The sequence below is a fragment of the Roseateles sp. GW821-FHT09H11 genome, from assembly GCF_059415845.1.
This window is the reverse complement of the sequence record NZ_JBWKOA010000001.1, coordinates 710,642-730,490: the sequence shown is the minus strand read 5'-3', so window position 1 is coordinate 730,490 and position 19,849 is coordinate 710,642. Positions and strand designations below refer to the sequence as shown.

18 protein-coding genes are annotated in these 19,849 nt (G+C 69.9%); 15 read left to right on the top strand and 3 right to left on the bottom strand.

All coding sequences use genetic code 11. The features are described 5' to 3' along the window. A partial coding sequence (locus tag AC07PR_RS02850; protein ID WP_495134337.1) for a hypothetical protein occupies positions 1-313 on the top strand: 313 nt, incomplete at its 5' end. Positions 314-316: 3 nt separating this feature from the next. Continuing rightward, positions 317-712 carry a hypothetical protein gene (locus tag AC07PR_RS02845; RefSeq protein WP_377155169.1) on the top strand — a complete coding sequence of 132 codons (396 nt, stop codon included), beginning with the start codon at positions 317-319 and terminating at the stop codon, positions 710-712. 39 nt (positions 713-751) lie between these two features. Here the strand turns inward: AC07PR_RS02845 and AC07PR_RS02840 are convergent, their stop codons facing one another. Next, complete coding sequence (locus AC07PR_RS02840) at positions 752-1,762, bottom strand: LysR family transcriptional regulator (protein ID WP_495134336.1); 1,011 nt, start codon at positions 1,760-1,762, stop codon at positions 752-754. 154 nt (positions 1,763-1,916) lie between these two features. Between AC07PR_RS02840 and AC07PR_RS02835 the strand changes: the two genes are divergently transcribed. From AC07PR_RS02835 to AC07PR_RS02775, 13 genes are all read left to right on the top strand, one after another. Further along, a complete protein-coding gene (locus AC07PR_RS02835; protein ID WP_483106331.1) occupies positions 1,917-2,990 on the top strand; it encodes a tartrate dehydrogenase in 1,074 nt (357 codons plus the stop codon). A gap of 47 nt (positions 2,991-3,037) precedes the next feature. Further along, the gene (locus AC07PR_RS02830; protein WP_495134335.1) at positions 3,038-4,042 is read left to right on the top strand and encodes a Bug family tripartite tricarboxylate transporter substrate binding protein; all 1,005 of its coding nucleotides are present in this window, start codon (positions 3,038-3,040) and stop codon (positions 4,040-4,042) included. Positions 4,043-4,123: 81 nt separating this feature from the next. After that, positions 4,124-4,591 carry a type III secretion system chaperone gene (locus AC07PR_RS02825; RefSeq protein ID WP_377155166.1) on the top strand — a complete coding sequence of 156 codons (468 nt, stop codon included), beginning with the start codon at positions 4,124-4,126 and terminating at the stop codon, positions 4,589-4,591. Further along, a complete protein-coding gene (locus tag AC07PR_RS02820) occupies positions 4,588-5,694 on the top strand; it encodes a hypothetical protein (RefSeq protein ID WP_495134334.1) in 1,107 nt (368 codons plus the stop codon). Before AC07PR_RS02825 ends, AC07PR_RS02820 begins: the two co-directional genes overlap by 4 nt. Positions 5,695-5,748: 54 nt before the next feature. Then, complete coding sequence (locus tag AC07PR_RS02815; RefSeq protein WP_483106334.1) at positions 5,749-6,528, top strand: DeoR/GlpR family DNA-binding transcription regulator; 780 nt, start codon at positions 5,749-5,751, stop codon at positions 6,526-6,528. After that, positions 6,525-7,181: a hypothetical protein gene (locus AC07PR_RS02810; RefSeq protein ID WP_495134333.1), complete on the top strand. Its 657-nt coding sequence runs from the start codon at positions 6,525-6,527 to the stop codon at positions 7,179-7,181. Before AC07PR_RS02815 ends, AC07PR_RS02810 begins: the two co-directional genes overlap by 4 nt. A 113-nt stretch (positions 7,182-7,294) precedes the next feature. Continuing rightward, positions 7,295-8,284, top strand: a complete 990-nt coding sequence (locus tag AC07PR_RS02805) for a LacI family DNA-binding transcriptional regulator (protein WP_377155162.1) — start codon at positions 7,295-7,297, stop codon at positions 8,282-8,284. Positions 8,285-8,301: 17 nt separating this feature from the next. After that, on the top strand, positions 8,302-9,579 hold the full coding sequence (locus AC07PR_RS02800) for an AGE family epimerase/isomerase (RefSeq protein WP_495134332.1): 1,278 nt from the start codon (positions 8,302-8,304) through the stop codon (positions 9,577-9,579). Positions 9,580-9,631: 52 nt separating this feature from the next. Next, a complete protein-coding gene (locus tag AC07PR_RS02795) occupies positions 9,632-10,558 on the top strand; it encodes a carbohydrate kinase family protein (RefSeq protein ID WP_495134331.1) in 927 nt (308 codons plus the stop codon). 200 nt (positions 10,559-10,758) lie between these two features. Beyond that, a complete protein-coding gene (locus AC07PR_RS02790) occupies positions 10,759-11,970 on the top strand; it encodes an ABC transporter substrate-binding protein (RefSeq protein ID WP_495134834.1) in 1,212 nt (403 codons plus the stop codon). Positions 11,971-12,208: 238 nt separating this feature from the next. Further along, the gene (locus AC07PR_RS02785) at positions 12,209-13,108 is read left to right on the top strand and encodes an SET domain-containing protein (RefSeq protein WP_495134330.1); all 900 of its coding nucleotides are present in this window, start codon (positions 12,209-12,211) and stop codon (positions 13,106-13,108) included. A gap of 396 nt (positions 13,109-13,504) precedes the next feature. Then, positions 13,505-16,129: an ATP-binding protein gene (locus AC07PR_RS02780; protein ID WP_495134329.1), complete on the top strand. Its 2,625-nt coding sequence runs from the start codon at positions 13,505-13,507 to the stop codon at positions 16,127-16,129. Positions 16,130-16,422: 293 nt separating this feature from the next. Beyond that, positions 16,423-18,084 (top strand): hypothetical protein, encoded by a 1,662-nt coding sequence (locus AC07PR_RS02775; RefSeq protein ID WP_495134328.1) that lies wholly within the window; start codon positions 16,423-16,425, stop codon positions 18,082-18,084. Between the two features lie 99 nt (positions 18,085-18,183). Here AC07PR_RS02775 and AC07PR_RS02770 read toward each other — a convergent pair whose 3' ends face one another. Beyond that, complete coding sequence (locus AC07PR_RS02770; protein WP_377155155.1) at positions 18,184-18,882, bottom strand: winged helix-turn-helix domain-containing protein; 699 nt, start codon at positions 18,880-18,882, stop codon at positions 18,184-18,186. Positions 18,883-18,976: 94 nt separating this feature from the next. Continuing rightward, on the bottom strand, positions 18,977-19,801 hold the full coding sequence (locus AC07PR_RS02765; protein WP_495134327.1) for a lytic transglycosylase domain-containing protein: 825 nt from the start codon (positions 19,799-19,801) through the stop codon (positions 18,977-18,979). Between the last annotated feature and the right edge of the window lie 48 nt (positions 19,802-19,849).

The following is a 19,849-nucleotide window of genomic DNA, read 5'->3' as shown; positions in this document are numbered from 1 at the left end:
GCGCGCCGCGAGGTCCGATCCGGAGCTGATCGCCCGCGTGCAGGCCATCGAGACGGTCTTGCCGACGCTGGCCACGCGTGCGCAGCTGGAGCAGCTTCGCGGAGAAATGAAAGAAGGTTTTGGTGCAGTGCGTACCGAAATGCAGACCATGCGCGCGGATCTGCAGGCCTGCATGGGCGAGATGCGCGTCGACATGCACCGGACCGCCAACAACACGATGAAGTGGTCGATTGGCGTCGCGATCAGCGGCGTCGGTCTTGTGATCACTGCAATGACGCTTGTCATGCCGCTTGTCGTCAATCACGCGAGGTAAACGATGCAGATGAATCCCTATGAGAGCGGCGCCGCCGAGCGCGCCGCGAGGTCCGATCCGGAGCTGATCGCCCGCGTGCAGGCCATCGAGACGGTCTTGCCGACGCTGGCCACGCGCGCTCAACTGGAGCAGCTCCGCGGAGAAATGAAGGAGGGTTTCGGCGAGTTGCGCGCCGAGATGAAGGAGGGTCTCGGCGAGTTGCGCGCCGAGATGAAGGAGGGCTTTGGCTCGATGCGAGCGGAGATGTACAAGGCCATTGGCGACCTACGTGTCGAGACGCAGGCGATGACAATCAATGCCGTGAAGTGGTCGATCGGACTGGCGGTCAGCCTGGCGATGCTGTGCGCCACGCTCGCCGGTGTCGTTGCGCCGTTCGTCTCAGCGCATCTGCACGGGTGAACATCGATATCTGGCTCGCCGTAGTCAAGAGGAGGTCGATCACCCCGACCTCCCCAACGCCTTGCCCAGATGCGCCACGAACTGCCTCACCCGCGCGGTGCCCTGGTACCGCTGCGGGTACACCGCATAGATGTCCGCATCCGGCGTCTCCCAGTCCGGCAAGACCTGGACCAGTCGCCCGCTCGCGAGGTAGCGCGCGATGTCCCATTCCGCGCGCATCAGGATCCCGTGTCCGTCGAGCGCCCAGTTCACCGCGATCTCGCCGTCGTTGGTCGTCAGCGCGCCGCGCGTCTTCACCGCCTCGGTGACCGTCTTGCGACCGCGTTTCGAAGACAGCCGCCACAGGCCATACGCTTCCTCGCCTTGCCGGATGCCGATGCAGTCGTGCCGCACCAGTTCCGCCGGCGTCTTCGGCGTGCCGTGCGCGCTCAGATAGGCCGGTGAGGCGCACAGCAGGCGACGGTTCGCCGCGATGCGCCGCGCGATGACCCGCGCGTCCGGCGGCGGGCCGAAGCGGATGCAGACGTCGAAGGCGTCCTCGTTCAGCGGCGGCGGGTTGACCGACAGCTGCAGTTGGACCTGCAGCTTCGGATGCTGCCGGACGAAGCTCGAGATCAGCGGCGCGATGTGCGTCCGTCCGAAACCGAGGGTCGCGTTCACGCGCAGCAGGCCGCTGGCCGTGCCGCCGCTCGCGCTCATCACCTCCTGCAGGTCGTCGATCGACGCGAGGATCCGCCGTGCGTGCTCCAGGTAGAGCTCGCCTTCCTGCGTCAGGCTCATCCGGCGCGTCGTCCGGCTCAGCAGCGCCGTGCCCAGCCGGCTCTCCATCTGTGTCAGGTGCTTGCTGACGGCCGCCGTCGAGATGCCGAGCTCGCGCGCCGCGGCGCTCAGGCTGCCGGCGCTGCACAGCGCGGAGAAGAAGCCCAGGTCGGCCGGCGCGATCGCCGCCGCACTGGAGCCGGTCTTCGTCACCGTCCTGGTCACCGACCTGGTCGCCGTCGTGGTCGTTGCCTTCGCGGTTCCAGCGCCGGACGTGGTCTTTGAAGCCATGGAGAAGTCCTGCCGATTGTTGAATCCAGGTTGAAGACGGATTGACTTTAGCCGCGATCCGCAGGGCAGGGGGCTCCTAGAGTCGGGCCAGGCCTCACCCGAGATTTCCCGAGATTTCCCGAGATCTCTCGACTTCACCTGGAGACAAGACCCCATGAAGACTTATCGCATCGCCACCATCCCCGGCGACGGCATCGGCAAGGAAGTGATCCCCGCGGGCCGCGAGGTCCTGGAGGCCCTCGCCGCGACCACCGACCGCTTCCGCTTCGAGTTCGAGGACTTCGGCTGGGGCGGCGACTGGTACCGCGCGCACGGCGAGATGATGCCGGCCGACGGCCTCGACGCGCTGCGCGACAAGGACGCTCTCCTGTTCGGCTCTGCCGGCGATCCCGACATCCCCGACCACATCACGCTGTGGGGCCTGCGGCTGAAGATCTGCCAGGGCTTCGACCAGTACGCCAACGTGCGTCCGACCCGCGTGCTGCCCGGCATCGACGCGCCGCTCAAGCGCTGCGGACCGAAGGACCTCGACTGGGTCATCGTGCGGGAGAACTCGGAAGGCGAATACGCCGGCGTCGGCGGCCGCGTCCACCAGGGCCATCCGATCGAGGCGGCCACCGACGTGTCCATCATGACCCGCACCGGCGTCGAGCGGATCATGCGCTACGCGTTCAAGCTGGCGCAGTCGCGGCCCCGCAAGCTGCTGACGGTGATCACCAAGAGCAACGCCCAGCGTCACGCGATGGTGATGTGGGACGAGATCGCCGCGCAGGTCGCGAAGGACTTCCCCGACGTCACCTGGGGCAAGGAACTCGTCGACGCGGCGACCGCCCGCATGGTCAACAAGCCGGCGACGCTGGACACCATCGTCGCGACCAACCTGCACGCGGACATCCTCAGCGACCTGGCGGCCGCGCTCGCCGGCAGCCTGGGCATCGCGCCGACCGGCAACATCGATCCGGAGCGTCGTTATCCGTCGATGTTCGAGCCGATCCACGGCTCGGCCTTCGACATCATGGGCAAGGGCCTCGCGAATCCGGTCGGGACCTTCTGGTCCGCGGTGATGCTGCTGGAGCACCTCGGCGAGGACGACGCCGCCCGGCGCTTGATGCGCGCGATCGAGGCCGTGACGGCGAACCCGTCGCTGCACACCGGCGACCTCGGCGGCCAGGCGAAGACGACCGACGTCACCGCCGCCGTGATCGCCGCCCTGCGCCAGCCCAGCTGACCCTTCCACTCGAATGGCCGTCAGAGCCATCGCCCTGGAGACAAACCATGAGTCAAGTTCCGACCACCTTCCGCCGCCGGCTACTGATCGCCGCCTCGGCGATCGCCGCGACCACCGCAGCCCTCGGCTTCGCCTCTCCCGCCTTCGCCCAACCCTGGCCCGCCAAGCCGATCACACTGATCGTCCCGTTCCCGGCCGGCGGCACGACCGACGTGCTGGCGCGCGCGCTGGCGGAGAAGCTCCAGCAGAGCTTGGGCCAGCCGGTGATCGTCGAGAGCCGGCCTGGCGCCGGCGCGACGCTGGGCGCTGACTACGTCGCCAAGTCCAAACCCGACGGCTACACGCTGCTGATCGGCGCGGTCCACCACACGATCGCGAGCAGCGTCTACAAGAAGCTGACCTACGACTTCCAGAAGGACTTCGTGCCGATCACCAGCATCGCGCTGGTCCCCAACGTGCTGGTCGTCAACGCCAGCCAGACCTCGGCGAAGACGGTGCAGGAACTGGTCGCGCAGCTCAAGGCCAAGCCCGGCGAATGGACCTATGGCTCCAACGGCAACGGCACCGCGCAGCACCTGATCGGCACGCAGTTCCAGAACCTCACCGGCACGACGATGCTGCACGTGCCCTACAAGGGCAGCGGGCCGCTGGCCACGGACCTGCTCGGCGGGCAGATCCAGATGTCCTTCGACACCGTCACGCCGGTGCTGCCGCACATCAAGGCCGGCAAGCTGCGCGCGCTGGCGGTGACGACGGCCCGGCGCTCCAGCGCGCTGCCCGACGTGCCCACGCTCGACGAGGCCGGCCTGAAGGGTTTCGACATCGGCACCTGGTTCGGCGTGCTGGCCCCGGCGGCCACGCCCAAGGACATCGTCGCGAAGCTGAACACCGAAATGGTCAAGGTGCTGCAGGCGCCCGAGTTCCGCAAGCGCATGGAGGAGATCGGCGCCGAGACCACAGGCGGCACCAGCGAGCAACTGGCGTCGCAGATCCGCAATGAGACCGGGAAGTTCGCCAAGCTGGTGAAGGAGGCGAACGTGCAGATTGAATGAGTGCGCCGGCGGCGTCGCTTCGACGGCCGAACGTTTTCGGTTGGTAGTCGACTGACACCAACCTCCATCCTCCGTTCTGCCATGCTCGATTCCTCGGAAGCCGACGCGCTTTTCGCGCGACTCCTCGCTGCTCTGTCGCGGCGCACCGCCTCGCCGCTGGAGGCCCCGGACGGGTTGTTGGTGCTGCTGGACGGCACCGATACCGTCCAGCTCGTCGTCGAGCTGTCGATGGCCGGGGATCACGTGTTCCTCGTCGCGCGGATCCTGCCCATCCCTCAACAGGATGCCGGCGGGACGCTCGCGCTTCGCCTGTTGCGCCTCAATGCCGATCGGCCTGCGCTCGGGGGCGCGGTGATCGCGGTCGACGGCCTGCGGCGTCAGTTCGTGCTGATCCAGCAACTCCCGCTCGATCTGGAACCGGAGGCGTTCGTCGATGGCGTCGAAGCCGTGCTCGACCTGGCCGCCGCAGTGCGGGCCGATGTCGCGGGCGATGTCAGGCCGCCTCGCGGCACCGCGGCGCTGTTCCTGCGGACCGGGAGAGCCGCATGAGAATCGATGCCAGACCTGTATCGCTGACGTTCGATCCGGTCGACCATCCACCGGCGGCGCCTGCCGCGCCGACAGCGCACCCACCGCTGTCGCGTCTGAGCGGCCTTCGCCAGGCGAAGGCGGAATCCGGGACGCGCGCCCGGCTCATGCGCAGCGATGCGTTCCGACGCGCCACGCCCCCGCCCCGGCGCGTTGCCGCCGCGGCGACGCCGGACTCGGCGCGTGGCGGGCCGCTGTCATCGCTGCGCCCGCAGCCGCAGACGACGTCCGGGTTTTATGAGAAACGCGCCATGCCCACCGATCTCCCGTCGCTGGAGCGGCTGAGCTGCAACGCGGCCCTGGCCCGATTCCCCTACGAGCGGGATGACGCGCAACTGCCGCCGGGGTGGTCGCCGTGCGAGGCATTGGCGGTGAAGCTCCGCACCGCGCTCGGTCTCCGGTCGTCCGGTGTCGAGCACGCCGACGGCACCCTCGTCGATCGCGGTACCGGACTGACCGCCGTCGTGCTGCAGCACCCGGAAACGCGCGAGGTGGTCCTGTCCTTCGGCGGCACGACGGCGGGCAAGAAGACCGGCGAGACGGTGCTCGAGCGATCCCGGCCGGGCCAGAACTTCAGCTCGACGATGGCGCAGTGGGGGGCCAATCTCAAGGCCGGAGCGGGTCATCTGCCCGAGAGTTATCGGCAGGCCGCCGATCTCCTGCTGGAGACGCAGAACCAACTGCAGCAGCCATCGGAGCTCAAGGGGTTTGCCATCCGGGTGGTGGGGCATTCCAAGGGCGCCAACGAAGCGATCTTTGCGAGCCTTCGGGCGCACAACCCGGTGCCCGTCACGGCGTTCTGCCCGCCCCATCTGAGCGATGGCCTGGTCCATCGCCTGCCGCCCCGGAACCTGGCGCGTGCCACGGAACTGGTCGAGAGCTTCTCGCCGCGTGGGGACGTGGTCTCGGCGTTGCGCAGCCTGCTGCCGAACGTGCACGGCCTCGGTATCGGGCACCACTTCGACGGCATTCCGGGCAAGGGCACGATCCACGTGCACGACCGGTTCGACGAGCACGTGACGCACTACTGCGACGCAACGCGCACGTCCCGGAGTCACGGATGATCGTGCAATAACGTGTATTAACGTGCACAATCGCGTCTCGCTTCCAGGGACGCCATGTCGCTCGCCGATCTTCCCCACGCCCGTCGCCACGTCATCGCGGACCGGCTCTCCGCCGGCCATGCCGTGGTCGCGGCCGACCTGGCCGCCGAATTCAACCTGTCCGAGGACGCCATCCGGCGCGACCTCCGTGCGCTGGCCGCGGACGGCCTGTGCCGGCGCGTCTACGGCGGCGCCGTGCCGATCGCGGCCAACGACCGGCCGCTCGCCGCGCGGATGAAGGAGGCCCCGGTCCGCAAGTCCGCGCTGGCGCGGGCCGGCGCGGCCACGGTCCGGCCGGGCGAGCTGGTGTTCCTCGACACCGGCAGCACCAACCTCGCGCTGGTCGATGTCCTGCCGGAGGACGCGGACCTCACCGTCGCCACCAACGCGGTCGACGTCGCCGCCGCCGTGCTGCGACGCCAGGACCTGCGTCTGCTGATGATCGGCGGCGAGGTCGACCCGCACCTGGGCGGCTGCGTCGACGCGGCCGCGGTGGACAGCCTCTCGCGGCTGCGCATCGACCGCGGTTTCGTCGGTGTCTGCGCGCTGTCGATGAGCGACGGCATCCTCACGACCCATTTCCGCGAGGCCGCCTTCAAGCGCACCCTGATCGAGCGCAGCCGCCATGTCGTGGGACTCGTCACCAGCGACAAGCTGCAGGCGACGGCCGCCCATCGCGTCGCCGCGCTGGAGGCGCTGCACACCATCGTCATCGAGCGCGACGTCGGCGCCAGCGTCATGAAGGCGCTGCGCAAGAGCGGGGCCGAGGTCCTCCCGGTGGACCCGGCGGGATGAGCGCCTTGGACGACGGCTGGTCCTTCCTGGAGCCCGCCACGGATCGGCCCGAGGCGCGCTTGGCCGTGCGCCTGGCCTTCATCGTGGCCGGCGGCGGGATCACCTGCGTCGCGGCACTGATGCCGAGCCTGGCGCATCGGATCGGACTCGACCTGTGGGATCTGGCCATGGCCGCGCTCGCGCTGCTGGCGGGTGCGTGGATCGGCACCCGGACCGTCACCCGGACCGTCACCCGGACGCGTGCCGGCAGGGGCGGCCGGACGCCGGATCAACGGCCGCCATGGCTGGGCGCGCGCCGCCTGGTGCTGATCGGCGGCCTGGGGTCCTCATCGATGTTGCCCGTGCTCGCGCTGGCGGGATCACCGGGGCTGCTGGCCGCGGCCCTGTTCGCCTTCGGCCTGTGCGCCGGCGCGCTGGAGGTCGCCATGCATGCCACGGCCGACGAGGTCGCGCGCTCGACCCTGCAGCGGCGGCGACCCGGACTCCGGACGATCTACGGCGTCGCGGGCGCGGGTGGCGCGCTCGTGACGACGCTGCTGCTGGCCGTCGGTTTCGAGCCGCCGCTGGCGGCCGCGCTGGTCGCGGCGCCGATGGCGATCGCCACCGTGGTGGCCTGGCCCTATGTGCTGGAGGCGCCGACGCGGCGGCGCTGACCACGGGATTCGAGGGCATGGCGGCGGTGTTTAGCGGGGCGCCCTAAACACTTGGGAAACTCGCGGGACTTTGTTGACCCCTGAAAAGGGCACTTCAAGAATCGTCCCCACCCATGAGCAGCACCACCATCCGCGATATCGCCAAGGCGTCCGGCCTGTCCATCGGCACCGTGTCGCGCGGCTTGCGCAACCAGTCCGGGCTGTCGGAAGAGACGCGCCAGGTCGTCCGCGACACCGCCGTGCGCCTGGGCTACGACTTCGCGCAACTGCGCAAGAACAGGATCCGGCGCATCGGCTTCCTGCTGCACAGCCAGCACAACACGCTGGCGTCGAGCCCGTTCTTCTCCGCCGTGCTGCACGGCGCCGAGCAGGTCTGCCGGCGCGAGGGCCTCTCGCTGTCCTTCATCGTCGCCGGCCCCGGCCAGCCCGTCCTGGAACAGACGCGCGGCCATCAGCTCGACGCCTTCCTGTGCGTCGGCTACTTCGAGCCCGAGGTCCTCGACACCCTCAAGCGCAGCGGCAAGCCGACGGTGCTCGTGGACATGCACCGGCGCGGGATGACCTCGGTCAACCCGGACCACCAGCACGGCAGCTTCCTCGCGACCAGCCACCTGCTGCGCAGCGGACGGCGGACGATCGCGCTGATCTCGGGATCGCCGGCGCATTACAGCCTGGAGCAGCGCGCCCGCGGCTACCGGCGCGCGCTGTTCGAGGCGCAGGTGCAGGCCGACCCGGACCTGGAGGTCATCGCGCCGCAGCTCGGCGACGGCGAGGCCGGCGTGATCGAGGCGATGCGCGTGCTGCTCGACCGCCGCAAGCGGCCCGACGCGGTCGTCTGCTTCAACGACAGCGCGGCGCTGATCGCCATGCGGCAGTGCCTCAACCAGGGCCTGCGCATCCCCGAGGACATCGCCGTGGTCGGCTTCGACGACATCGGCGGCGCCTCCGTCGCCCATCCGCCGCTCAGCACGGTGCGTGTCGACAAGGAGTCGCTCGGCGCCAAGGGCGTGGAGCTGCTGCTGGGCACGCCGGCGGACGAGCCCCTTGAACTGACCCTGCCCGTGGCGCTGGTCGTGCGCGACAGCACCAGCAGCAACGACTGACCCCCATCACCCTCCGCATGACCGACACGACCTCTCCCGCGACCAGCGACCTGCCCGATTTCCGATCCCGCGACGTGCTGCTGTCCCACGCGCGGCACACGATGGACTTCTACCACCCGCGCGGCATCGACCCGAGCGGCGGCTTCTTCCACTTCTTCAAGGACGACGGCACCGTCTACGACGCGCATCAGCGGCACCTGGTGAGCAGCACGCGCTTCGTGTTCACCTACGCGATGGCCTACCGGCGCTTCGGCGATGCGGCCTACCTGGACGGCGTGCGCCATGGCGTGCGTTTCCTGCGTGAGGCGCATTTCGACGACGCGCTACGCGGCTACGCCTGGCTGCTCGACTGGCGCGACGGCAAGGCCCGGGTGCTCGACGCGACGCGCCACGCCTACGGCCTGGCCTTCGTGCTGCTGGCCTACGCGCATGCGGCCATGGCCGGCGTGGACGAGGCCCGGCCGTGGATCGCCGAGACCTTCGCGCTGATGGAGGAACGCTTCTGGGACGAGGCCGCCGGCCTCTACGCCGACGAGGCCAGTCCGCAGTGGCACGTGCTGTCGCCGTACCGCGGCCAGAACGCCAACATGCATGCCTGCGAGGCGCTGCTGGCCGCCTTCGACGCGACGGGCGAACGACGCTACCTCGCGCGCGCCGCGCTGCTGGCGCAGCACATCACGCGCCGCCAGGCCGAGCGCTGCGGCGGTCTGGTCTGGGAACACTACGACGCGCACTGGCAGCCGGACTGGCTCTACAACCGCGACGACCCGGCCAATCTCTTCCGCCCGTGGGGCTACCAGCCGGGCCACTTCACCGAGTGGACCAAGCTGCTGCTGCAGCTCGAGGCGCGCGGCGAGTTCATCGACCAGGACCTGGGCTGGGTGCTGCCGACGGCGACGAAGCTGTTCCTGGTGGCCGTGCGGCGCGGCTGGGACGCCCAGCATGGCGGGCTGTGCTACTCGCTGGCGCCGGACCTGAGCATCTGCGACCCCGACAAGTACTTCTGGGTGCAGGCCGAGAGCGCCGCCGCCGCGGCCCGCTTGGCCGCGCGCACCGGCGACAACGTCTACTGGGACTGGTACCGGCGCCTGTGGGCCTACAGCTGGACGCACTTCGTCGATCACGCGCACGGCGCGTGGTACCGCCTCCTCGACGGCGAGAACCGGAAGTACAGCGACGAGAAGAGCCCGGCGGGCAAGGTCGATTACCACACGATGGGCGCGTGCTACGACATCGTCGACGTGTTGGACGGCGTCGGTACGCGGGGTGTGGATCAGGGAGCGCGCCATGCATGACGCGGCGTCCCGATCGGGCCCGGGCCCGATGTCCGACCCAATGCCCGGCGCGATGTCCGACCCTCCCGAGCTCCTGTGCCTCGGCGAGGCGTTGACCGACATGCTGCAGCAGGCGCCCGATCAATGGATCAGCCGCGTCGGCGGCTCGACCTGGAACGTGGCGCGCGCGCTGGCGTCGCTGGGCGCGCGCACGGCCTTCGCCGGCGCGGTGAGCCGCGACCTGTTCGGCGATGAACTGGTGCGGGCCAGCGCGGCCGTCGGCCTGGACACACGGCTGATGCAGCAGGTCGACCGCGCGCCGCTGCTGGCGATCGTCGAGCAGGTCGAGCCGCCGCGCTACTTCTTCGTCGGCGGCGACAGCGCCGACCTGCATTTCGATCCCGACGCGCTGCCGGCGGGCTGGGACGGCGCGGCGCGCCGTGCGCACTTCGGCGGCATCAGCCTGGCGCGGGAGCCGCTGGCCTCGCGGCTCGTCGCGCTGGCCGAGCGCCTGAAGGGGCAGGGCGTGTCCATCAGCTACGACCCCAACTTCCGCAATCTGATGGCGCACGGCTACGAGCCGACGCTGCGCCGCATGTGCGCGCTGGCCGATGTGATCAAGGTGTCCGACGACGACCTGCGCGGTCTGTTCCCCGGCCTTGAGCTTGACGAGGCAATGACGCGACTGCGCGCCTTCAATCCGGACGCGCTCTACCTGCTGACGCGCGGCGGCGGCGTGGCCTACCTGTCGCGCGGCGATGCGGCCTGCATGGCACGAGCGCCCGCGGTCACCGTGGCCGACACCGTCGGCGCGGGCGACGCCGCGGTCGCGGGTTTGCTGTACAGCCTGCACCGACATCCTGAGCGCGCCCTGCGCGCGCATCTGCATGCGGCGCTTGCGGCGGGGTCCGCCGCCTGCCTGCAGCGCGGCGCCACGCCGCCGCAAGCGGGCACCGTCCAGCGCCTGTTCGAGCAACTGCAAGCGGAAGGGGTGACCTGACCTTCCGTTCCCGCCGATCAACTCCGCCGATCGACCCGTCGATCGGCCCCATCGATCAACGACAACCACTCCGTTCCCGGAGACAAGAGGAGACAACGATGAAGACATCGATGAAGAAGACAGCGACGATCACCACGACCACGACGACGAGCGCGCCGTGGACGCGCCGCGCCCTGTTGGCCACTGCCGCGATGGCGACGATGGCGGTCGCGGCCGGACCGGCGCGCGCCGGCGATCTCGAAGTCCTGCACTGGTGGACCAGCGGCGGCGAGGCCAAGGCCATCTCCGGCCTGAAGGACCAGCTGCAGGCCAAGGGCCACAAGTGGAAGGACTTCGCCGTGGCCGGCGGCGCCGGCGACGCGGCGATGACGGTGCTGAAGTCCCGCGCCATCTCGGGCAACGCCCCCACGGCCGCGCAGATCAAGGGACCGCTGCTGCAGGACTGGGCCGCGGAGGGCATGCTCGCCAACATCGACGACGTCGCCAAGGCTGAACACTGGGACGACCTGCTGCTGCCGGTGATCAGCAACATCGTCAAGTACAAGGGCCACTACATCGCGGTGCCGGTCAACGTGCATCGGGTCAACTGGCTCTGGATCAACCCCGAGGTGATGCGCAAGGCCGGCGTCAAGCCGCCGACGACCTGGGACGAGTTCTTCGTCGCCGCCGACGCGCTGAAGAAGGCCGGCGTCACGCCGCTGGCGCATGGCGGCCAGTCCTGGCAGGACTTCACCACCTTCGAGACCGTGGTGCTGGGCACCGGCGGACCGGAGTTCTACCGCAAGGCGCTGATCCAGCTCGACCCCGCCAGCCTGAAGAGTCCGACGATGGAGAAGTCGCTGACGACCTTCCGCCGGCTGAAAGCCTATACCGACCGCAACGCACCGGGTCGCGACTGGAACCTCGCCACCGCGATGGTCATGAAGGGCGAGGCCGCCATGCAGATCATGGGCGACTGGGCCAAGGGCGAATTCCTGGCGGCCGGCAAGACCGCGGGCAAGGACTTCCTGTGCGTGCCCGCGCCCGGCACGGCCAAGTCCTATACCTTCAACGTCGACTCGTTCGCGATGTTCAAGGTCAAGGGCGACGCCAACCAGCAGGCGCAACGCGACATGGCCTCGGCCATCCTGTCGCCGGCGGTGCAGGAATCCTTCAACCTCGAGAAGGGCTCGATCCCGGTGCGCAAGGGCGTGAGCCTCGCCAAGTACGACGATTGCGCCAAGGCGTCCGCCGCGGACTTCGCCGAAGCGGGCAAGGCCAATACGCTGCTGCCCTCCATCGCCCATGGCATGGCAGTCCGGCCAGCGGCGGAAGGCGCCATCAAGGACGTGGTCAGCCAGTTCTGGAACAGCGAGTCCGTCACGACGGCGCAGGCGATGGATCGGTTGGTGTCGGCGGCGAAGACGCAGTGAGGCGGGGGGAGGGAGAGCCCGCGACTCCGGAGGGGCGAGCGCGGGCACTCCACGGGGCATGGGGCACCCCTCCAGGGACCCCAAGCCCCATTCCGGCCCCACCGGCGTTCGCTGACTTCGGGCCTGGGGAGTGCGGGGTTCTTGCGTGAGGCTTCGGGGGCGAGGCGTTCGCTTCGCTTTCGAGGCGGCCTCCTGGGGGTGGTGGTCGAGACTCGGTCCTCCATCCTGCGGAGGCTCCATGGACGAGGTGCTCATCGATACGGTTCGGCCGCACGACCGCGCGGACGTGGACCGCTGGCTGTGGGACGGCTATCGGCGCATCGACACGATGCCCGATTCGCCGCAACGCCGTCGCGCGCACATGAGCCACGTGCTGGACTGCCAGCATCGCGTGCTCGCCTTGATGCCCAAGGACGACGCGGCCACGCCGACCGAGGAGCGCGCCCGTCAACTCGCGCTGATGTCCTACGGCACCGAGCGCTGGCTGGCGCTGCTCGCGCAGGTGCGGCTGCGTCATCGCGACCGCGTCGCGCGTCGCGAGTACGCGGCCGAGCACGCCGGCGATCCACCGTTCCGCGACGCCGACCACGGTGTCGTGCATGTCGCCGAGGTGCTCGATCGCGCGGACGCGTTCGCCGACGTCGAGCCCTACATCGATGCGCGCATCGGTCGGCGCGCTCGTGCCGCGCATGCGCTGCGCTTGCTGGCGCCGCGTCGCATCGAGGCGGAGGACCTGCGCTCGCCGCAGGAGGCCGCGCTCATCGGCCAGCGCGGGCTTTTCGCGCGGCACGACATCGCGGCCGGCACCTGTCTCGGCGTCTATGGCGGCCAGCTGCTCGACGAGGTCGATCTGTTCCTGCTCGACGACGACCGCTATCTGATGTCGGCCTCCGACCCCGTCGGCCGTGTGGCCGTGAACGGCGAGAACCTGCTCTCGCTGATGAACACGCTGTTCCTCTTCGACGCCGAGGGGCGGCCCGACGGTCATCCGCCCGCCGGCTACAACGTGCGCGGCGAGTCCTTCCCCGTGCGCCTGCGCCATGGCTGGACCGCGCGCATCCACGCGTTCCGCGCGTCGGAAGACATTCCCGCGGGCCGTGAGTTGCGCTGGAACTACGACCTTGGAGGTAGTCGCTGACATGACCAAAGTTGCACCACGCGCGCGCACGCGGTCCCGCAGATGCCCCATGAACACGCGCATCGCGGCCGTTCTGCGGGGTAGCGCTCTGACATCCTGCTGACAGCTGTGCGGGATTCCGCACGCCTTTCGGGGCCTCGATCGTCATGCCGCCGAGGTGCGCACGACAGTCAACGCTGTCAAGGCCTGACCCCCTTCGGGAACGTCCCGAGTTCCCTGGACGTTGTCATGACGCACCCTTAAACTCGCGCCCACTTTCGTGATCCCTTCCTCGCCCGATGCGAGGACATCGGGGATGCGATGGCGTACGGCGTGCAGGGTCCTGCCGCCGGTGACAGCCATGAAGGGCAAGCTGAAGTGACGAGTCGTTTTCGCTTCGAAGGGTTCGTGCTTGACATGGCCTCGCGCGTCCTCCTGTCGGAGGGCGTGCCCATGCCGCTCAGCGGCCGGCAGCTGGATCTGCTCGGCGTGCTGGTCGCGCATCGCGGCGAGGTGGTCTCCAAGAACGAACTGTTGAATCGGGTCTGGCCCGGACAGGCCGTGGAAGAGAACAACGCGGCCGTCCACGTGTCGGCGTTGCGCCGCGCGCTGGGGCGCGAAGCCATCGCCACGGTGGCCGGGCAGGGCTATCGATTCGCGTGGCCGTTGCGGCAGGACGAGGACACGTCCCACGAGTCGACCGACCGGCCGGTCGATCCCCCATCACCCATCGTCCGTCCGCGGGCCTTGCCATCGGCGCCGGTGGCGATGCATGGCCGTGGCGCCGATCTGCAGGCGTTGTTGAGCCGGCTGGTGCGGCATCGCCTGGTGACCGTGGTCGGGGCGCCCGGTGTCGGCAAGTCGACGCTCGCGCTGGCCTGCGCGCATGAACGCCGCCAGGCGGCCCGCGACGGCGTCGTGTGGGTGGATCTGCTGCACGGCGACGATCCTTCCGACCCATTGCCGATCGTGGCGGCGGCGCTCGGGCTGGACCCGGGCACCGATCTGCAGACGCTGCTGGCGCTGTTGCGGCCGATGTCGCTGCTGCTGGTGCTCGACAACGCCGAGATCGCCGGCGCGCGCGCGGCGACCTTCTGCCATGCGGTGCTCGAGAACACCGAGGACGTGGCGCTGATGGTGACCAGCCGCAAGGTGCTGCGCGTGCCGGGCGAGCGTGTGCTGCGCACGCCGCCGCTGTCGGTGCCGCCGCCCGGCGCGGGCGTGGACGAATCGCTGATGCACGGCAGCGTCGCCTTGTTCGTCGATCAGGTGCGTGCGCAGGGGCAGCCGTTCGCGCTCGGTGCGCACAACGTGGCCCAGGTGACGGCGCTGTGCCGTCGGCTGGACGGCATTCCGCTGGCGTTGCAGCTGGCGGCCGGCCGGCTCGCGATGTTCGGCATCGATCAACTCTGCGAGCGGCTCAGCGACCGGTACCGGCTGCTGACGCGCGGCACGCAGGCGGGGCCGCGCCGCCATCAGTCGCTGCGCGCCTGCATGGACGCGAGCCTCGCGCTGCTGGATGACGTCGAGCAGCTCGTGCTGCGGCGGCTGGAGCCGTTCGAGGGCGGCTTCACGCTGGAGATGGCGACGGCCGCGTTGTCGGACCGGCAGCTCGATGCGTGGACGGTGGCGGAGGCGCTCGAGGGACTCGTGGACCATTCGCTGGTCCAGGTCGACGCGGAGGATCGGCCGCGGTACCGGCTCTTCGACGGCATCCGCGCCTACGGGCTGCTGCTGCTGGAGGAGACCGGCGAGGTCGACATCGCGCGCCGCCAGCATGCGCGCGCGATGAGCCAGCTGTTCGACCGCGCGGAGCGGGCGCTGCAGATGATGCCGGACGCGCGCTGGATCGCGGAGTTCTCGCCCGAGCTCGGCAATGTGCGCGCCGCGCTCGACTGGTGTCTGGAACATGAGCCGGTGCGGGGGCTCGGTCTGCTGGCGCATTCGCGCTCGCTGTTCGAGTTGCTGTCGCTGGCGTCGGAGACGGCGTGGCGGCATGCCGCCTATGAGGCCGAGTTGCCGAACGAACTGCCGCCGGCGGTGTTGGCGCGTTATTGCATCGACCACGCGGGCCTGCTCGCGCCGCACGATCCGAAGCGCGCGGCGATCTGGTACCGCCGCGGCGTGACGGTGTCGCGCACGGCGGACGATCCCGCGCTGCGCTATTTGGCCTTGTGCCGGCAGGTCGTGGAGGACCAGGAACTGAGCCAGGCCGCGATGCGTTACGCGATGGGCGAACTCGTCGCGCTGGCCGGTCGCTGCGAGGGCGCGCATGCGGCGCGCCTGAAGCTGTGGGGACTGGCGGCGCGGGCGCATGTGTGGCGCGTCGAAGGTCAGGCGGCCGAGGCTGACGAGGCGATCTGCGCGTCGCTGCAACTGGCGCAGGAGATCGGCGCGTCGCGATGGGTGCTGGACGACTTGCAGCGGCTCATGAGCCTGCAGGTCGGGCATGGCGAGCCGTTGCGTTCCGCGGCGCTGGTGCGCCAGTGGGAAGATGGCGCCAGCCGCGCAAGCGGCATCAACACGGCCAACGGCGCGTTCCTGCAGCGTGTGCTGGGCTGCCTGGCGGCCGTGCTGCTGGCCGAAGGGCGCGTCGAGGAGGCGCGCCACGTGCTGACCGGCATCGTCTCGCCGAAGACGCCGCGCGGAGCGGTCCGCGAGGCCTATTGCGATGGTCGGATCGAGGGCGCGAACCTCGGTCCTGGCCACGGTCCGGGCCAGGCGGAGCATGCCAGCGAGCTTCATGGCGACAGCCAGAGCGAGGCGTTCGACCGTCTGCTGCCGGTCTTCGCCTGGCTGGCGTTCGAGGAAGGGCGCGATCAGGACGCGGCGCGACTGACGGGGTATGCGGGCCAGGCCTATTCGCCGATCCGCGCGGATCCCTTGCCGCCGTGGGGCCGCCTGATCCAACGGATGCGGACGCGGCTGGACGGCTTCTCGATGGCGCGGCTGCAGGAGGAGGGCAATCGCTGGGACGAACCGCGCGCGATGCTCGCCGCGCTGGCGCGGACGGCGGGCGTCGCGACTTCCTGCGGTGACTGAGGCGCCCGAGGCGATCGAAGCGATCGAGGCAACTAGAGCGATCGAGGCAACTAGAGCGATCGAGGCAACTAGAGCGACCGAAGCGACCGAAGCGACTCAGGCGACTTCAGCGACCGATGAGACGAAGACCGAAGCTCAGGCGACTGAAGCGCGGGCGCTCAGGCACTGAGGGCGAAGCGGCTCGCGTCCGCGCGAAGTGGTCGCGCGGGGACCATGCCCGCACCGGCCCGGGCGTCACGGTTGGGTCATGCGGGCTGTCGAGAGTGGCAGCTGCTCATTGCAGGACCGCTCCCATGACGATCACCACGCCGCCCGCCGGCTTGCCCGCATCGACGATCCATACCGGCGACATCCCGCTCGACCGCCTCGATCGCGCGCCGACCCCCACGACGCCGGCATCGCCCGGATCGCCGGCATCGCCCCGAGGAGGGGCCCTGCCGCCCCGTCGGATGTCGTCCGAGCTCGGCGGTCTGAGCGCACGTCGCAACTCCGACGCCGGCCCGTCCCGCAGTGGGGACGCTTCGCTCGCGCCGCGCCTGTCGCTGGAGCAACTGCGCCGTCCAGTCCGACCGCCCGGCGACCCCACACCACAGTCGCCGGTGGCGCTGACGCGCGCGTCGTCCGCAACGTCCACGACATCCTCCGCATCGGGCACCTTGCGGACGGGCGGTGTCGGTCTTGACGCCCAGCATCCCGAGCACGAAGTGCCTGTGCATGAGGCGCCTGTGCACGAAGCGCCCGTGCACGAAGCGCCCGTGCACGAAGCGCCTGTGCATGAAGCGCCTGTGCACGAAGTGCCGGAGCCCCCCCACGCGCCTGCGCATGCGGCACCTGATGGCCACGCGCCGCGAGAGGCCGGCGCGCTGTCGTTCTTCCTGATGCAGAACGTGCGTCATGCGCTGCCGGTGGCGGGCGTGCGCACGGTGGTGCAGGGCGTCATCGCACCCGAACTCGCGCGGGCGGTGGTGTCCCATCCGACTGCCGCGGTGGCGGCGCAGACCGCCCTGACGGCCTACTCGCTGGGTCGCCGCATCGTGTCGCAGATCCACAGCGAAAGCAGCGCGCAGGTCGCCGACCAGGCCTTCGCCGGGGACTCGGCGCAGCGCAACGGCAGCGTGCCGCGTCGCATCTGGCAGGGGATCCAGTCCGCCGGGATCGCTGGCGGCGACTTCGCCGCGCTGGCGCTGACGATCGCCTCGCGCAGCAATCCCGCGCTGGCGGGCGCGGCGCAGGCGGCGGCCGCCATCCAGGTCATCGCGCATCTGCAGGCGCAATTCCGCGAGGCGCTGCGTCCCGCGATCAACACGGTGCATGTCGGCAACGGCGACCCCAACGTCACGCAGCCGCCCGAGGGGCGGAACCTGCGTCCCGCCGATGTCACCTGGACGATGCGCGGCACCTTCGGCGCCGCCGCGGCGGTCATCGACATGGGCACGCAGCTGCTGATGCAGCGCACGCTCGGTGGCCAGCCCGCGTGGCAGGCCGCGCGCGGCCTGGCCGTCGGTGCGGGCGCCATCGCGGGCGTGGGCAACATGCTGACCTCGTCGGTCGAAGACCATCTGGTCGATACCGCGTCCGCGCTTCGCATGCGTGAGACGACCCGGCACGGCCGGGGTAGCGAGACGCACGTGCGTCACATCCACATCGATCTACGCAATCCGTTCACTCGCAATGAACTCGGTCGGCAAGCCGAACGCGCCGACACGCGCATCTTCAACACGATGGTGCCGGGACTGATCGCGCTGGGCGTGGTGCAGGCCTTGCAGTCGACGCTGAGCCAGCCCGGCGTCAGCGCCAACGAGCGTCAGGCCGCGCAGGCCGGCGTGCATGCGGCGGTCGCGGGGCTGGTGGGCGGCACGCTGCTCGCGCTGACCGTCGCGTCGTATCAGCTCAATGACACGGTACGCAGCCGCAATGCCGCGCAGCGGGCCGCGGCGCAGCGCGCGCAACCCTGATCGCTTGCCCGCTGGATCCTTCTTACTCCCTCTCCCGCTTGCGGGAGCGGGCAGGGGTGAGGGCCAGCGGCCGCGGCAGGACCGCGGTCGGTCTTCCTCTCACACGTCGAGTCGGTACCCGACGCCGTACACCGTCTGGATGCGCGGCACCGGCGTGCCGTCCAGCGTGCGCGACCGCGACCGCGGGCCGCCGGGATTCAGCTTGAGCCGCAGCTTGTAGACGTGCTGCTCCAGCGTGCGCTTGCCGATGTCGCTGGAGCGGCCCCAGATCTCGGTCGACAGCGTGTGCGTGCTGACCACGCGGCCGAGGTTCTCGAACAGCGTCCAGGCCAGCGCGAACTCGCGCGCCGTCAGGCTCACCTCGCGCGCGCCGGTGGACAGGCTCTGCGTCGACGCATGCAGCGCATACGGCCCGGCGCGCAGCGAGCTCGCGCGCACGCCGTCCGTGCGGGTCTGGATGCGGGCGCGCAGCCGATGGATCAGCGGACCCGCGCCGTCGGAAATGACGGCGTAGTCATCCGCGCCGCGCTGCAGCGCGCGCGAGATGCCCACCGAATCGCCCAGCCCCAGCACGACGATGGGCACGCTGCGTCCGGCGTGCAGGCGCAACGCGGCCAGCCAGCTGTCGATGTGGGCGTCGTGGTCTTCCAGCAGCACCGCGTCGGCGCCGGGCGTTCGCAGCGCCGAGATCAACGGGCTCAGGTGCGTGTGGGGGGTGGGGTCGTAGCCGGCCTCGCGCAGCGCAGCGGCGGCGAAGTGTTCCAGCGAGCGGGAAGGGCAGAGGGTGGCGACTTTCACGTGGACCTTGAAAACCGGATGACCACCGCACTGTCGCCAACGCCAGCGCTTCATGTCCTTTACGGAACATTCATTTTCATTTATGCCCCCTCGTTCAGGGGGTGAAAGCGGTTTCAGGCACGCCAACCAACGTGGTGATCCGGCGCACGTAATCCTCGGTCTCGGGGAAGGGCGGCACGCGCTGGCCGAAGCGTTCGACCGCGCCTTCTCCGGCGTTGTAGGCCGCCAGGATCAGGTCGACGCGACCGTCGTAGCGGTCGTGCAGCGCGCGCAGATGACGCACGCCGATATCCACGTTCACGCGAGGATCGAGCAGGTCGGCGCGCGAGTACACGCCATACCGCGCGGCGGTCGCCGGCATCAGCTGCATCAGTCCCATCGCGCCCTTGGGTGAGCGGGCATCGGCGCGATAGCGCGACTCGACGAAGATCAACGCCGACACCAGCGCGGGGTTGAGGCGATGTCGATCGCTGGCGGCGCGGACCAGCGATGCCATCTCCGCAGGCATCGGCCGTGCGGCGTCGCGCAGGAAGGACGCTATGTCCGTCGGCGCGCCGCCAGACCCCGGGAATCCTTGGGGCCCTTGAATCAGCCGGGCGGAAAAGCCGACCCATGGCGGACTGTCGTCCGAGGCGCCTGGGCGCAGCGGTGCCACGGCGACGCGCACGAGCGTGCAGTCGTCGGCGAGGCCGGGATGGCGTTCGCGCGGATCCTCGATGAACAGGCGCGTGCTGCCGTCGATGAGCGTGCAGCGGAAGCGGGTCACCTGCTCGACGGGTCGATCGTTCGCGGCGCTGAAGCTGGCGGCGCTGGCCACGCTGGTCGCGCCGATGCCTTGCGCCATCGTGTCCGCCGCGTGCATGACGACGGTCATCACGACGACGTGGCGGAAGAAGAAAACGAACGAACGGTCGTTCATGCGGCGCTCCAGCGATGACCTGCGAAGGCCGCGACGCTAAGTGTTGCA